The sequence below is a fragment of the Gordonia sp. NPDC003504 genome (assembly GCF_053587995.1).
Genome location: NZ_JBSFPC010000007.1, coordinates 163637 through 178940 on the forward strand (window position 1 = coordinate 163637; position 15304 = coordinate 178940).

12 protein-coding genes are annotated in these 15304 nt (G+C 67.2%); 10 read left to right on the forward strand and 2 right to left on the reverse strand.

The window, feature by feature from the left end:
* The first annotated feature begins 55 nt into the window (after positions 1-55).
* Positions 56-823 (forward strand): SDR family oxidoreductase, encoded by a 768-nt coding sequence (locus ACWDPV_RS14875; protein ID WP_449743604.1) that lies wholly within the window; start codon positions 56-58, stop codon positions 821-823.
* Entirely contained in the window at positions 820-1302 is a 483-nt protein-coding gene (locus ACWDPV_RS14880; RefSeq protein WP_449743605.1) for a carboxymuconolactone decarboxylase family protein, read from the forward strand. The genes ACWDPV_RS14875 and ACWDPV_RS14880 overlap by 4 nt, the downstream gene beginning before the upstream one ends.
* A gap of 49 nt (positions 1303-1351) precedes the next feature.
* Here the strand turns inward: ACWDPV_RS14880 and coaA are convergent, their stop codons facing one another.
* On the reverse strand, positions 1352-2293 hold the full coding sequence (gene coaA, locus ACWDPV_RS14885; protein WP_449743606.1) for a type I pantothenate kinase: 942 nt from the start codon (positions 2291-2293) through the stop codon (positions 1352-1354).
* Between the two features lie 143 nt (positions 2294-2436).
* Here coaA and ACWDPV_RS14890 point away from each other — a divergent pair, with 143 nt between their 5' ends.
* The 4 genes from ACWDPV_RS14890 to ACWDPV_RS14905 all read left to right on the forward strand — a co-directional run bounded on the left by ACWDPV_RS14890 (position 2437) and on the right by ACWDPV_RS14905 (position 7825).
* On the forward strand, positions 2437-3693 hold the full coding sequence (locus ACWDPV_RS14890; RefSeq protein ID WP_449743607.1) for a DUF885 domain-containing protein: 1257 nt from the start codon (positions 2437-2439) through the stop codon (positions 3691-3693).
* Between the two features lie 117 nt (positions 3694-3810).
* Complete coding sequence (gene glyA / locus ACWDPV_RS14895) at positions 3811-5088, forward strand: serine hydroxymethyltransferase (RefSeq protein ID WP_449743693.1); 1278 nt, start codon at positions 3811-3813, stop codon at positions 5086-5088.
* Between the two features lie 88 nt (positions 5089-5176).
* The gene (locus ACWDPV_RS14900) at positions 5177-6049 is read left to right on the forward strand and encodes an acyl-ACP desaturase (protein WP_449743608.1); all 873 of its coding nucleotides are present in this window, start codon (positions 5177-5179) and stop codon (positions 6047-6049) included.
* A 468-nt stretch (positions 6050-6517) separates the two neighbouring features.
* Complete coding sequence (locus ACWDPV_RS14905) at positions 6518-7825, forward strand: PhoH family protein (protein ID WP_449743609.1); 1308 nt, start codon at positions 6518-6520, stop codon at positions 7823-7825.
* Positions 7826-7891: 66 nt separating this feature from the next.
* On the opposite strand, the gene ACWDPV_RS14910 is transcribed toward ACWDPV_RS14905, so the two are convergent.
* Positions 7892-9280: an NAD(P)/FAD-dependent oxidoreductase gene (locus ACWDPV_RS14910; protein WP_449743610.1), complete on the reverse strand. Its 1389-nt coding sequence runs from the start codon at positions 9278-9280 to the stop codon at positions 7892-7894.
* A 170-nt stretch (positions 9281-9450) separates the two neighbouring features.
* Here ACWDPV_RS14910 and ACWDPV_RS14915 point away from each other — a divergent pair, with 170 nt between their 5' ends.
* The 4 genes from ACWDPV_RS14915 (at position 9451) to ACWDPV_RS14930 (ending at position 15270) form a co-directional block, all read left to right on the forward strand.
* On the forward strand, positions 9451-11103 hold the full coding sequence (locus ACWDPV_RS14915; protein ID WP_449743611.1) for an amidohydrolase: 1653 nt from the start codon (positions 9451-9453) through the stop codon (positions 11101-11103).
* On the forward strand, positions 11100-12230 hold the full coding sequence (locus ACWDPV_RS14920; RefSeq protein ID WP_449743612.1) for an ABC transporter ATP-binding protein: 1131 nt from the start codon (positions 11100-11102) through the stop codon (positions 12228-12230). Before ACWDPV_RS14915 ends, ACWDPV_RS14920 begins: the two co-directional genes overlap by 4 nt.
* Positions 12231-12292: 62 nt before the next feature.
* Positions 12293-13411: a polyamine ABC transporter substrate-binding protein gene (locus tag ACWDPV_RS14925; protein ID WP_449743613.1), complete on the forward strand. Its 1119-nt coding sequence runs from the start codon at positions 12293-12295 to the stop codon at positions 13409-13411.
* Complete coding sequence (locus ACWDPV_RS14930; protein ID WP_449743614.1) at positions 13408-15270, forward strand: ABC transporter permease subunit; 1863 nt, start codon at positions 13408-13410, stop codon at positions 15268-15270. The genes ACWDPV_RS14925 and ACWDPV_RS14930 overlap by 4 nt, the downstream gene beginning before the upstream one ends.
* Positions 15271-15304 lie beyond the last annotated feature (34 nt).

A 15304-nucleotide genomic window follows, 5' to 3' on the forward strand; every position in this document is an offset into this window, starting at 1 on the left:
TCAGTCGGTACCGTCGAACTACGCCACTGGCGGAGGATGACACAAGGAGGCAGTGATGAAGGTTGTGGTGTTGGGGTCCGGCGGGATGATCGGACGTCATCTCGTCGGGGAGCTTGCTGCGAAGGGGGTCGATACCGTTGCGGCGCAACGGTCGTCAGGTGTCGATGCCTACTCCGGAAGCGGGCTCGAGGCTGCCTTCACCGGCGCCGATGCCGTGGTGGACGCGACCAATGTCACCACCACTCGGGCCAAGGTCGCCGTCGACTTCTTCGGCACGGTCGCTGCCAACGTGTCGGCGGCCGCACGTTCTGCCGGAGTGTCGCGGGTGGTCTGCCTGTCCATCATCAACGCCGCCGACCCGGAGGTGAACGCCAAGTTCGGCTATTACCAGGGAAAAGGCGAGCAGGAGAAGGTGTATCGCGAGCGCCTCGACGCCGAGACGCTGACCGTTGTCCGATCGGCCCAGTGGTACGAACTGGCGGCGCAGATGATCGAACGCACCCGGTTCGGGCCCGTCGCCGTCGTTCCGCACATGCTCAGCCGCCCACTGGCGGCCGCGGATGCCGCACGGGTCCTCGCCGACGCCGCAATGGCGCCCACCGCCGGCGACGTCGAGGTTGCCGGGCCGGCCGAGATGGATATGGTCGATGTCGCCAAATCCTATGCGCGGCAAGAAGGTAGCCCGCGCTGGGTGATGGGGGTCAACATCGGCGGGTCCGCCATGCGCAGCGGTGGACTGCTGCCACACGGGGACTGCGAGACGGCGTCGACGACGTTCGGCGACTGGCTGGAACATCAGACCACGGACGGGGCCCGACGATGACTCCACCGACGATAACTGCACCCGGCGGTGTCCGGTACTGGTTGCCCGGAGAGAACCCGGACATCTACAAGGCGCTCGTCACGCTGCAACGGGCCGCCGGACGGGGTCTCGACCCAGAACTGGTGGAGCTCATCAAGATCCGGGCCTCGCAGTGCAACGGCTGCGCCTACTGCCTGCACATGCACGCCTCCGACGCGCTCGCCATGGGCATCGCAAATCTGAAGGTGTCGTTGATCTCGGTCTGGCGAGAAGCGGGCGACCACTTCACCGTTCGCGAACGTGCCGCCCTCGAACTCACCGAACACGTGACGAAGGTGGGTGAGCGGGGCGTCCCCGACGACGTATTCGCCCGTGTACGAGCCGAATTCGATGATGCCGATTTCGGGCGCGTGCTGGCGTCGATCGCGATGATCAACACCTGGAATCGCATCGCACTGACCGGTGGCTACCCCGCGGGTCTGGACGAGCGGCGCGCCTGAGCCCGCATCGTCCGCGCGGCCGCGGTCGTCGTCGGTCGGCCCACGCCCCTCACAGCTTGCGCAGCCGCACCCGATTGATCGAATGGTCGGTGTCCTTGCGCAGCACCAGCGTCGCGCGCGGCCGCGTCGGCAGGATGTTCTCCCGCAGATTCGGCAGATTGATCGACGTCCAGATGTCGCGGGCCGCGATGGTGGCCTGCTCGTCGGTCAACGAAGCATAGTGATGGAAATGCGAATTCGGGTCCGAGAACGACGTCGACCGCATCTGCAGGAACCGCGAAACGTACCACTTCTCGATGTCGTCGGTCTTGGCGTCAACGTAAATGGAGAAGTCGAAGAGGTCCGACACCATCAGCGTCTCACCCGTCTGTAAGACGTTGAGCCCCTCCAAGACCAGGATGTCCGGCTGCCGGATGTAATGACGGACGTCCGGCACGATGTCGTAGGTGAGGTGCGAGTACACCGGCGCGGTCACCTCACGCGCACCCGACTTCACCTCGGTGACGAACCGCAACAACGCCCGACGATCATACGACTCGGGAAAACCCTTGCGATGCATGATGGCTCGGCGTTCGAGCTCCGCGGTCGGCAGCAGGAATCCGTCGGTCGTCACCAGGTCGACCTTGGGGTGCGATTCCCACCGTGCCAACAGGGCGGCGAGAACACGCGCCGTCGTCGACTTGCCGACGGCGACGGAACCGGCGATGCCGATGATGAATGGCACCTGCTTGTCGGTACGTCGATCACCCAGGAAGGTCGACGTCGCCGCGAACAACCGTTGCCGTGCCGCCACCTGGAGGTGGATCAGACGCGAGAGCGGCAGATAGACCTCGGCGACCTCGGTCAGATCGATCTGCTCACCAAGCCCGACGAGTTGATCGAGTTCATCCGAGTTGAGCACCATCGGCATCGATTCACGCAGTTCACGCCACTGTTTGCGGTCCAGTTCCATGTACAGACTGGGATCCCGGTCGCTCGAGTGACGTGCCATCAGCCCTGCCTCGGGCCCGAAGTGGCCGCTGCTGAGGTGCGAATCATGCGTACACCCTATAAGGCCCACCTGACCGAGTGGACAGGGCACACCCTGCGCGCCATCCGGGCGCAACCTGCCGGCCATCGGTAGCCTTCGGAGTCATGCCACGTTCCCACGGGGAGACGGTCGCCTCTGCCGAGTCGACGTTCGTCACCGACTACCTCCGGCTCGGGCTCGCCTTTGATCGACTCGAGGAAGGATTCGTCGACGCGTTCACCGGAGATCCCGCACTGCGCGCCGAGGTTCAGGCCGCCGCCGCACCCGAACCGTCCCGCCTCGCCGACACCGCCCGCGGCCTGCTCGCCGATCTCCCCGGCGATCTCGACGACGATCGCGCCGCGTTCATCGCCGCGCACCTGCGGGCGCTGGAATGTTCGGCGCGCAAGTTCGCCGGTGAGGACATCGGTTTCATCGACGAGGTACGTGCCTACTTCGACGTGGACATCGCCCTCGGCGACACCGACGACTATCGGGCGGGGCACCGTGACCTCGCCGCCGCGCTGGGCGTCGAGGGTGCGACCGGAGCGCAACTGACCGACGCCTACGCCGCCTATCGCCGCGCCGACGAGATCCCCGCCGATCGCGTCGACGAATGCGTTCGGGAATTCAGTGGCGCGCTGCGCGAGAAGGTGCGGGAGGCATACCCGTTGCCGGACTCCGAGATCGTCGAATTCGAGGTCGTCACCGACAAGCCGTGGTCGGGCTTCAACTACTACCTCGGCGGCTACCGGTCGCGCGTGGCAATCAACGTCGACCTGACCCAGCACATGTCGAACCTGCCCCACCTCATCGCCCACGAGGCGTACCCGGGCCACCACACCGAGCACTGCCGCAAGGAACAACGCCTCGTCGGCGGCGGCCAGACCGAGCAGACGATCTTCCTGGTGAACACCCCGCAGTGTCTGATGGCCGAGGGGCTCGCCGACCACGCGCTCGGCGCGATCATCGGTCCGGAGTGGGGGAGCTGGGCCGCCGAGATCTACGCCGACCTCGGACTCCGCTTCGACGGCGAACGCGCCCAACGGGTTTCGCGCGCCACCGCCGGCCTGCTCGGCGTGCGGCAGGACGCCGCCCTGCTCCTGCACGATCAGCATGCCGACGCCGACACGGTCGCGGCATTCCTGCAGCAGTGGCTCCTGGCCCCCGAACCCCGGGCCCGGCAGATGCTGCGTTTCCTCACCTCGCCGCTGTGGCGGGCCTACATCTCCACCTATGTGGAGGGCTACCGGTTGCTGCAGCGCTGGCTCGACTCGTCCGCACCGGGCATCGCCGGCGCCGACCGGGCCGCACGGTTCGGTCGCCTCCTCGACGAACCGCTGATCCCGGCGTCCCTGCGCGCCGAACTCGGTGAATCCTGACGCCTCAGCCATCGGACCGGCGACGGCAGGTGAGCACCCACTTCGTCGACGGGGACCTCGGGCCATAGACTTGCGGGCATGACCGACAACGTCACCTCCGAACAGTCTGTGAACGCGATGTCGCTGGCCGACCTCGACCCCGATGTCGCCGCGGCGATGAACGGTGAGCTGAGCCGGCAGCGCGACACCCTGGAGATGATCGCCTCGGAGAATTTCGTGCCGCGCGCGGTCCTGCAGGCGCAGGGCAGCGTCCTGACCAACAAGTACGCCGAGGGGTATCCCGGTCGCCGTTACTACGGCGGTTGCGAGTACGTCGACGTCGTCGAGGACATCGCGCGTGACCGTGCCAAGGCACTGTTCGGTGCCGACTTCGCCAACGTGCAGCCGCACTCGGGCGCGCAGGCCAACGCCGCGGTCCTGATGGCGCTGATGAGCCCCGGCGAAACTCTGCTCGGCCTCGATCTGGCCCACGGCGGTCACCTCACCCACGGCATGCGGCTGAACTTCTCCGGCAAGCTCTACGAGAACGCCTTTTACGGAGTCAGCAAGGAAGACTTCCGCGTCGACATGGACGAGGTGCGCAAGATCGCCCTCGACACCCGCCCCAAGGTGATCGTCGCCGGCTGGTCGGCCTACCCCCGCACCCTGGACTTCGACGCATTCCGCTCGATCGCCGACGAGGTGGGCGCCTACCTGTGGACCGACATGGCCCACTTCGCCGGTCTCGTCGCCGCCGGTCTGCATCCGAACCCGGTGCCCGCCTCCGACATCGTGTCCTCCACTGTGCACAAGACACTCGGCGGACCGCGTTCGGGCATCATCCTGGCCAAGCAGGAATGGGCCAAGAAGCTCAACTCGGCGGTATTCCCCGGGCAGCAGGGCGGACCGCTCATGCACGTCATCGCAGGCAAGGCCGTCGCACTGAAGATCGCCGGCACCGAGGAGTTCGCCGAGCGTCAGCGTCGGACACTGTCGGGCGCGAAGATCCTCGCCGAGCGCCTGACCGGCGAGGACGTCAGCAAGGCCGGCGTGTCGGTGCTGACCGGCGGCACCGATGTGCACCTGGTGCTCGTCGACCTGCGCAACAGCCCGCTCGACGGCCAGCAGGCCGAAGATCTGCTCCACGACGTCGGCATCACCGTCAACCGCAACGCCGTACCGTTCGACCCGCGCCCCCCGATGGTCACCTCCGGTCTGCGGATCGGAACGCCCGCACTGGCCACCCGCGGTTTCGGCGACGAGCAGTTCACCGAGGTCGCCGACATCATCGCCACCGCGCTGGCCGCGGGCACCTCCGCCGACGTCTCCGCACTCCGCGCGCGGGTGTCGCAGTTGGCGTTGGACTTCCCGCTCTACGACGGGCTCGAGTCCTGGGGACTGATGAGCCGCATCTGATCAGGAGCCGGGGCGGTCCTCGAGTATCACCGGATCGCCCCATGTCCGGATTGCCCACAGCCGTGACCAATCCGTATCCTGTATCGCGATGAACGCACTCACCGAAGACGACCTGATCATCGCGCTCGAGAAGGCGCTTCCCGAGATCGCCGAGGACCACGCGGCGGCCGCCACCGCGTGGAACCCGCACGATTGGGTGCCGTGGGACGACGGCCGCAACTTCGCCTTCCTCGGCGGCGACGACTGGGATCCGTCCCAGGGCACGCTGTCCGACGAGGCCCGCGCCGGAGCCCTGGCGCTGCTGCTGACCAAGGACAATCTGCCGTCCTTACACCGGGTGCTGGCCAAGTACTTCCCGGCCTTCTCCGACTGGCGTCAGCTCGTCGGTGTCTGGACCGCCGAGGACAACCGGCACGCCATCGTGCTGCGCGACTACCTCGTCGTCACCCGCGCCATCGACCCGGTCGACTCCGAGGAACGTCGCCGCGAGCACGTCACCAAGGGGTACCGGCAGAACCCGCAGGCAGTCGCCGAACTCGGCCCGCTCGACGTCCTCGCTTTGATGGCGGTGCACGAGTACCAGTGCGTGCAGTTCATCAAGAAGCACGCGGCCGCGGTCACCGACGACAAGTACAGCCAGATCCTCGCCAAGATCTCCGGTGACGATGCGTTGCAGGCGACCACCTTCGCGAACTTCCTCAATGCAGCGCTGGTGGCCGATCAGGACGCCACCGTCATCGCCGTCGACAAGGCGCTCACGCGTCTGACGGTCGAGCCGCTCGGCTTCGACATCGACGACTTCGACGCCGAGCGCGCCCTGATCGCCGGGTACGAGAACGACCAGACGCATGCCGTGATCGCCGCATCCCTGGCCGATGCCCTCAAGCTCGACAGCGTGCACGGTCTGGGTGACGACGCCGAGGCCGCGCGAGGGCGCATCCTCGCGCTCGCCGGTCGCTGAGCGATCGGGTAGCCCGAGCAGGCGCGCCCACAACGTTCGACCGAACACCACTGCCGGTTCCGCACTGCGGGACCGGCAGTGGTGTTTTTCACTCGGTTCACCAGCGAATCAGATGCGGTCCGAAAGGTGTGAGAAGTGGTGCGTGGTGGGAGAAACCCGCTCTGAACACGGATTTCACCGGCGTGGCGGCCCCGAACGTCACTGGGACCCACGATAGCGCCGTTAACGCGAAATTCACGCCGACACACCCTTTCCGCCGCGCCGCGCCGCGCCATTCCGCGTACGTTGACCAGTGACGGGCCGCGGGGAAGCGGTTCGTCCGGGAGGTTCGATTCGTGGTTTGCAACAGCAGCGCGAGAGGGCCGGCCCCGGTCCTCGTCCTCATCGGCTGACGCCGGCGAAGACACGAGAACCGACCGGCCCACTTGAACTGGTTTGTGCGGGCGCCGCACAAACGTAGGAGCCCACGTGACCACACGCACCTACGTCCTCGACACCTCCGTCCTGCTCTCTGATCCCTGGGCGGTCACGCGTTTCGCCGAACACCATGTGGTTCTTCCACTGGTGGTCATCGGCGAACTCGAGGGCAAACGTCACCACCACGAGCTCGGCTGGTTCGCACGTGAGGCCTTGCGGCTCCTCGACGACCTCCGCCTCGAACACGGCCGCCTCGACGTCCCGTTCCCGATCGGCGAGGCGGGCGGCACCCTTCAGGTGGAGCTCAATCACACCGATCCTGCCGTCCTGCCGTCGGGATTCCGCACCGAGACAAACGATTCGCGGATTCTCGCATGCGCCCTGAATCTTCGGGCCGAGGGCAAACACGTCACGTTGGTCTCCAAGGACACCCCGCTGCGCGTCAAGGCCGGCGCCGTCGGACTCGACGCCGACGAATACCACGCTCAGGACGTGGTGGTCTCCGGGTGGTCGGGGATGACCGAACTCGAGGTCGATTCGCCGGCCATCGACACCCTCTTCGCCGAGGGTGTCGTGGATATCGACGAGGCCCGAGAACTGCCGTGCCACACCGGCGTTCGGCTGGTCGGCCACGGATCGTCGAGCGCTCTCGGCCGGGTGAACGAGGCCAAGCAGATCCAGCTCGTCCGCGGTGACCGGGAAGCCTTTGGGCTGCATGGTCGTTCGGCCGAACAGCGGGTCGCCCTCGACCTGCTGCTCGACGACAGCGTGGGGATCGTCTCGCTCGGCGGTAAGGCCGGCACCGGTAAGTCCGCACTGGCACTGTGCGCCGGGCTCGAGGCGGTCCTCGAACGCCGCACCCAGCGTAAGGTCGTCGTCTTCCGTCCGCTGTATGCCGTTGGCGGACAACAGCTCGGCTACCTGCCCGGTGGTGAGGCGGAGAAGATGGGGCCGTGGGCGCAGGCCGTCTTCGACACCCTCGAAGGTCTGGCGTCGACCGAGGTCATTGAAGAGGTGCTCTCCCGTGGCATGCTGGAAGTGTTGCCGCTCACCCACATTCGCGGACGGTCGTTGCACGATTCGTTCGTCATCGTCGACGAGGCGCAGTCGCTGGAACGCAACGTGCTGCTGACGGTGCTCTCCCGCCTCGGCTCCGGATCACGCGTCGTACTGACCCACGACGTCGCCCAGCGTGACAACCTGCGCGTCGGCCGGCATGACGGTGTCGCCGCCGTCATCGAGAAGCTCAAGGGCCATCCGCTCTTCGCCCACATCACCCTCACCCGCAGCGAGCGGTCGCCGATCGCCGCACTGGTGACCGAGGTGCTCGAGGAGTTCGCGCCGGGCGCCGCATACTGACGTCCCGCACCGACCGAGCCATCCTCGACTCCATGGGATGGCTCGGTCGGTGCGTTGATGGCGGTCTCACGCCCGCCCGGACACCCGATCCGCCAGGCGCGCAACGAGATCGTTCGTCGGTGAGGCGCTCGCGAGCTCTCTGCGATCGGCGCCGCGGTAGGCGGCATACATGGTTGCGACACCGAGCCAGCGCAACGGTTCGGGTTCCCACCGTCGCGTATGGTGACCCACCCACGGTAGCGTGGTCAGCTCCGTCCGATCACCGACGACGAGGTCACGCAGGGTGCGTCCGGCGACATTGGTGGTGGTCAGTCCCGAACCGACATATCCACTGGCCGAGCCGATCCCGGTGATCGGGTCGTAGCCGATCGTCGCCGACCAGTCCCGGTTCACCCCGAGCACCCCGCACCACGCGTGGGCGATCGCCACGTCGCGGGTGGCCGGGAACATCTCGTGCAGCGCGCGGATCAGCGAATCGACCGTGCGCTGCTGGGTGCGCCCGTGATCGTCGACGCCGGAGCCGAATCGATACGGGACGCCCCGGCCGCCCAACGCGATCCGGCCGTCGGCGGTGCGCTGGGAGTAGGTGTAGGCGTGCGCCGTCTCGCCCAGCAATTCTTCCCCGGCCCAACCGATCTCGTCCCAGACGTGTTCGGGCAGCGGCTCGGTGACGATCATCGACGAGTTCATCGGCAGCAGCCGACGCCGCCACCCGGGCATGGTGGGTGTGAAACCCTCGAGACACACCAGGATGGTCTCGGCGGTGACGGTGCCGTGATCGGTGGACACCCGGCGTGGCGCGATGTCGAGCACGCGCGTGTTCTCGAAGATCGCCACGCCGGAGCGTTCGACCGCCGCGGTCACTCCGACGGTGAGTTTGGCGGGATTCACCCGCGCACACTGCGTCGAGAACATGGCGGCGCGGGCACCGGGGATGGCCAGGCGGTCGCGCAGTGCCGCCGCGTCGAGGAGATCCCACTGCCCGCCGAAACGCTGCTCGTGCTCGAGGTCGTCGCCGAGCCTGCGCTCCTGGGCGGCGCACCGCGCGATGTGCAGCACACCGGACTTCACCGCGTCGCAGTCGATGCCCTCCTCCTCGATGCGGGCGAGGACCTCGTCGACGCCGGCGCGCATCGTCGCGGTGAGCCGACGGTTCGCGTCGAGGCCGTCGCGGCCCCTCGACTCGGCGATCGCGGCGTAGCGCGCGCGATTGCCCGCCACCTCGGCCGACAACCAGCCACCATTGCGTCCGGACGCACCGAAGCCGCAGAACTCGCGTTCGAGGAGGGCGATCCGGGCGTCGGGCAGCGTGCGGGCCAGGTAGTAGGCCGACCAGAGCCCGGTGAGCCCGCCGCCGACGATCGCGATGTCGACATCGAGATTCCCGGGCAGGGTCGATCGGCGGGGGAGTTCGTCGAGGGTGGTGTGCCAGAAGGACACGTCGCCGTTGCGCATATCCATCACCGTATTCGAGCGAATGTTGCGAGCACATTAATAATCAGTCGCCGATGTGGCATGCTGCCACGAAATCCGTGACGATCATCGAGTCAGACTGATGATTACGCCAGTTCGACCGCAAGGGCGGTATCGGATCGGATGCACGACAGGAAGGACCCGGTCCGCCCGTGTCACGAGCTCTCCCGGACACCGTATTCCACTCGGGACCGGTCTTCGACGGTCGCCGCGTGTACCCCGACCTGGCCGTCGGGGTGCGCGACGGACGGGTGATCGCCCTGGGTGACGTGCGGCGAGTGCGCGAGGTCATTCCCGACGCGGCAGACATCGACCTGGCCGGGCGACTCCTGCATCCCGGCTTCACCGACGCCCATATCCATGCACTCTCGGCGGGGATCGACCGCAACGCCTGCGACCTGACCGACGCCGTCGACGCCTCGAGTGCCGTCGCGACGGTCGCCGCCTACGCCGCCGGTCATGACGGCGAATGGATCGCCGGATCGGGGTGGTCGATGAGCCATTTCGACCGCGGGTGCCCGACGGCCGCGGCACTGGATGCGGTGGTGCCCGACCGCCCTGCCTTTCTGCTGAACCGCGACCACCACGGCGCATGGGTCAACTCCCGTGCCCTGCACCTGGCCGGAATCGATGCGGACACCCCGGACCCGCCCGACGGCCGGATCGAACGAGATACCGCCGGCACTCCCACCGGCACCCTGCACGAGGGTGCAATGGATCTGGTGTCGGCGCTGATCCCGCCACCCGGCGACGCCGAGCAGGCGGCGGGGCTGACGACCGCCCAGCGCTATCTGCATTCTCTGGGCGTCACCGGCTGGCAGGAGGCCATCGTCGGTGACTACCCGGGGATGACCGACCTCGCACGCACCTATGCGGCGGCCGAGGACGCGGGACGGCTCACCGGGCGCGTCGTCGGAGCATCCTGGCTGCCGCGAGGCACGACCGTCGGCGACGTCGACGATGTGGTCGCCGAGTTCGTCAACCGCCGCGACCGCACGGCCGGGCGCCGCTGGAGCATGCCGGCGGTGAAGATCATGGTCGACGGGGTCGTCGAGAACCAGACGGCCCTGTTGTCGGCACCGTACTGCACCTGCGGCGGCGGAGATCCGGTCGGAGCGGGACTCGCCTACTTCGATGAGAAGGTCCTCACCGCCACCGTAATCGCCTGCGACGCCGCGGGACTTGACATCCACTTCCACGCCATCGGGGACGCCGCGGTCACCGCTGCCCTCGACGCGATGACCGCCGCGCGGCGCGCCAACGGCATCACCACCGGTCGCCACCACATCGCACATGTCCAACTCGTCAGCCCCGACGACATCGAACGCTTCGTCCACCTCGACGTCGCGGTCAACATGCAGGCGCTGTGGGCATGCAACGACGACTCGATGACCGCGCTCGTGCGTCCCGCGATCGGCGCGGACCGCTACCAATGGCACTATCCGTTCGCCTCACTGGCCGCCACCGGCGCGACGATGGTCGCCGGCAGTGACTGGCCGGTGTCGACGCCGGACCCGTGGGCGGCGATCTCGGTGGCGGTCAACCGCGTCGAACCGGACTCCGACGACCCACCACTGCTTCCCGGCGAGGCCCTGGACCTGGCCACCGCACTCGGCGCCTACACCCGCGGTTCCGCCTGGATCAACCGCCGCGACCGCAGCGGCATGATCCGGATCGGCGCCGTCGCCGATCTCGTCGTCGCCGACCGCAATCCGTTCTCCGAGCCCAGTGATTCGCTCTGGCAGACCCGATCCGACCTCGTCGTCGCCGACGGTGTCATCGTCCATGAAAGGCCCGATACATGACCGCACTTCCCGACGCCCCCCACAGCCCGGACACCGTCCCGGCGGACGGCTCCGCACCACGCGGAGCGGTCAGCCTGCGCGGGATCACCAAGGTCTACGACAACGGGCACGTCGCCGTCACCGACATCGACCTCGACGTCGCCGCAGGCGAATTCGTGTCGCTCCTCGGGCCGTCGGGCTGCGGCAAGACGACGCTGCTGCGCATGCTCGCCGGCTTCGAACGACCCACCGCCGGTGACATCCTGCTCGACGGTGCCTCGATCATCGGCGTGCCACCGGAACGGCGGCCGGTGAACACCGTCTTCCAGTCCTACGCCCTATTTCCGCACATGTCGGTGGCCCAGAACGTCGGATTCGGGCTGCGCCAACGCAAGGTCCACAAGAAAGAGATCGGCCGGCGCGTCGCAGACGCACTCGAACTGGTGCAGATGACCCGCTTCGCCGACCGCAAACCGTCGATGCTGTCGGGTGGTCAGCAGCAGCGTGTGGCGCTGGCGCGGGCACTGGCCAACCGGCCCGACGTCCTGCTCCTCGACGAACCGATGAGCGCGCTGGATCGCAAACTCCGCGAAGAGATGCAGATCGAACTCAAACTCCTGCAGAAGGAACTCGGCACCACCTTCATCTTCGTCACCCACGATCAGGAGGAGGCGCTGTCGATGAGCGACCGCATCGTGGTGATGCGCGAAGGTCACATCGCCCAGGTCGGCCAGGGGCAGGAGATCTACGCGGCCCCGGCCAACCGGTTCGTCGCCGACTTCATCGGCAAACAAACCTTTTTTGACGTCACGGGCGGCTACGTGGACGGACGGGTACAGACCACCGACGGTGCGTTCGCCGCCTCCGGCGACGTCGACAACCTCACCGGCGATCTGGTGGTGGCGGTGCGCCCGGAGGCGATCTGGTTCGCCGAGGGCCAGGCCGACATCGACGCGGCCGACAATGTGGTGTCGGGCACGGCCTCCGGGGTGTCCTTCCTCGGTGACCTCACCCAGGTCGTGGTCACCACCGACGCCGGCACCGAGATCCTCGTCCGCGGCGCGACCCGCAACTTCCCGCCGCTGCACGAGGGTCAGCACGTGACCGCGACCTTCGCCGCCGCCGACACCCGGGTGTACGCCAAGTGAAGGGCCGCAATCGATCTCACAGAGAACCGGGCACCGTCAACGCACTCGTCCCGCAGGCGAGTGTGGCCCGGATCAGCCGTCGCAGTTTTCTGGCCGGTATCGGCGTGGCGGCCGCCGGAGTGGCCGTGTCGGCCTGCGGTGGCAGCCACAAGGTCGCCGGGTCGGCGCCGATGGGTGACACCACCGAGGGCCGACTCAACTACTACAGCTGGGGCGACTACGAGGACCCGGCCGATCTGGAGGCCTTCGAGGACGAGGTCGGGCTCACCCTGCAGGTCGACTCCTTCGGCTCCAACGAGGAGATGATCGCCAAACTCGCTGCGGCACGCGGCACCTCGGGATACGACGTGGTAGTGCCGACCGGTGTCTACATTCCGCAGATGGTGGAGCACGGACTACTCGACCCGCTCGACCACTCCCGTATCCCGAACCTGGCGAATCTGGAGGAGCGCTTCTTCAACCCGTCATGGAACCCGCAGTCGAAGTACGGGGCGTGTAAGGACTGGGGCACCACCGGTTTCATGTACCGCAAGGACCTCACCTCCACCACGCCGACCACCTGGCGCGACTTCATCGAACTCGCCCAGGGCCCGGCGCGCGGCAAGGTGAGTGTGCTCGAGGACCCGTGGGAGGTCGTCTCGATTGCCATGGGCGCATTGAACATCGACCCCAACACCACCGAGCGGAAGGACCTCGACGCCGCGCGCGCACTCCTGGTCAACGAGCTCGCGCCGACGGTGCAGGGATACAACTCGTCGATCACCTCGGTGGTCTCCGGCGGTGCCTACACCCTGCTGCAGGCGTGGAACGGCGATGCGCGCCTGACCTTGTCGGAGGAGGACGACCCCGACGCGTGGGGCTTCGTCTATCCGCTGCCCACCGCAAACCTGTTCGTGGACAACTTCTCCATCGTGCGCGGCACCCAACACCCGGTCGCCGCACACGAATTCATCAACTACATGCTCGATCCGGAGGTCTCCTTCCGCGAGATGGAATACATCGGTTACCAGACCGGTGTGAAAGGACTCGCGGAGAAGGGCCGGGCGGCCGACCTCGACTTCCCGGATCTGCTGTTCCCACCCGACGAGGTGGTCAACCGGCTGGTGTCGGCCAACGTCGACTCGGCCACCCAGGAACGGACCGAGATCCTGAACCAGATGCAGGCGAGGAGCGCCCGATGAGTACCACCCTCACGACCCCGGACGGTCCCCGGCGTGCCGTACCGGAGCCCGAGTCGATCCCCACCCCGAAACCCCCGCTGCGGCAGCGGATCTTCGGTGCGGGCGGCCTCACCTTCCCGGCCTGGGCGTATCTGGTCTTCTTCTTCGTGATCCCGCTGGCGTTGGTGATCTGGTACAGCTTCGGCTACAAACCCGATCAGTTCACCACCTACGCCACCGACCAATTGGGTTTCGGCCGCTACTCCGAGGCCTTCGGCGCGGATTACCGTTCGACCTTCGTCAACACCCTCGGCATCGCGGTCACCGGAGTGGTGATCTCGCTGCTGGTGGGCATCCCGTTCGCGTATTGGCTTGCGGTGAAATCGAATCCGCGTCGACGTCCGATCTACCTCGCCCTGATCATCATCCCGTTCTTCACCAACTTCCTGGTCCGCACCATCGGCTGGCAGATCACCCTGGCACCGTCGGGCTGGCTGTCGGGTCTGATGCAGAGCGTCGGCCTCGGCGAACTCGACATCCTCTACACGCGCGCCGCGGTGCAGATCGGTGTCGTCTACAACTACCTGCCGCTGATGGTGTTCCCGCTGTTCGTCGCGATGGACCGGGCCGGGGTGTCGTTGCGTGAGGCCGGGCGCGATCTCGGCGCCAACCGGGTGACCACGTTCTTCCGCATCACCCTGCCACTGGCGTCCCCGGGCATCGTCTCCGGTGCGTTGCTGGTGTTCATCCCGCTGATGGGTGACTACGTCACCCCGTCGGTCCTCGGTGGCGCCAAGGGCACGATGGCCGGTCAGATGATCGCCGCCCAGTTCGAGACCGCCCAGAACTGGGCGCTGGGGTCGGCGATGACGGTGTCGCTCATGCTGGTCGTGCTGGCGTGTGTGGTGATCGTCGGACTGGTCATCAAGGCGATCGCGGTGGCGCTGGATCGGGGACCGTTCGCGGTGACGCTGCCCGCGCCGGACGGTGACGCCGGCTCGCTGCCGCCGCTGGCCCCGTTGCGGATGACACCGCTACGCACACAGACGGATTGGTACAGCATCTGTCTGAAGGTGTGGGCGGTGTTGGTGTACCTCTTCCTGTGCCTGCCCATCCTGGTGATCGTCGTCTACTCGTTCAACACCGGCCGGGTGCTCAGCTCGTTCGAGGGGTTCGGGCTGAGCGCCTACACCGACGCCATCGGGAATGACACGATCCTGCAGTCGGTGAAGGTGTCCCTCGAGGTCGGGTTGCTCTCGGCGCTGCTCGCCACCGTGCTGGGTTCCTTTGCGGGCATCGCGATCGGGACGTCCCGTCGGCCGCGGTGGTGGTCGGTCGGTCTGCTCGGTCTGCTGACCGTCACGCTGGTGACGCCCGACATCGCCGACGCGGTGGCCTTCCTGCCCTGGTATGTGACGCTCGGTGTGGACTGGAACATCGTGCCGTTCAACGACGGCCTGGTGCGCCTGGTGATCTCGCATGCCGTGGTGTCGATGGTGGTGGTCACCTTCATCGTCCGGGCGCGCATCGCGGCGCTCGATCCGTCGCTGGAGGAGGCCGCCGCCGACCTCTACGCGTCGCCGCTCGCCCGACTCCGGCACGTCATCGCACCGGCCGCCATGCCGGGGGTGTTCGCCGGCATGATGCTGGCCTTCACCTTCAGCCTCGACGACGTGGTGATCTCGTCGTTCGTGCAGCAGCCGGGCTACACCCCGTGGCCGGTGTACATCTTCTCGTCGGTCCGTGTCGCGCTGCGCCCGGAGATCGCGGCGATGTCGACCCTCATGCTGCTCCTCACCCTCGTGGTGCTCGCGTTGTCCGGACTCATCCTGCGGCGATCCGGGGAGGACTCGACGTCGATGGCCAAGATGATCGGGTGAGTACCGGGACTCTCCGAGGGAGCCGCGCCGACGT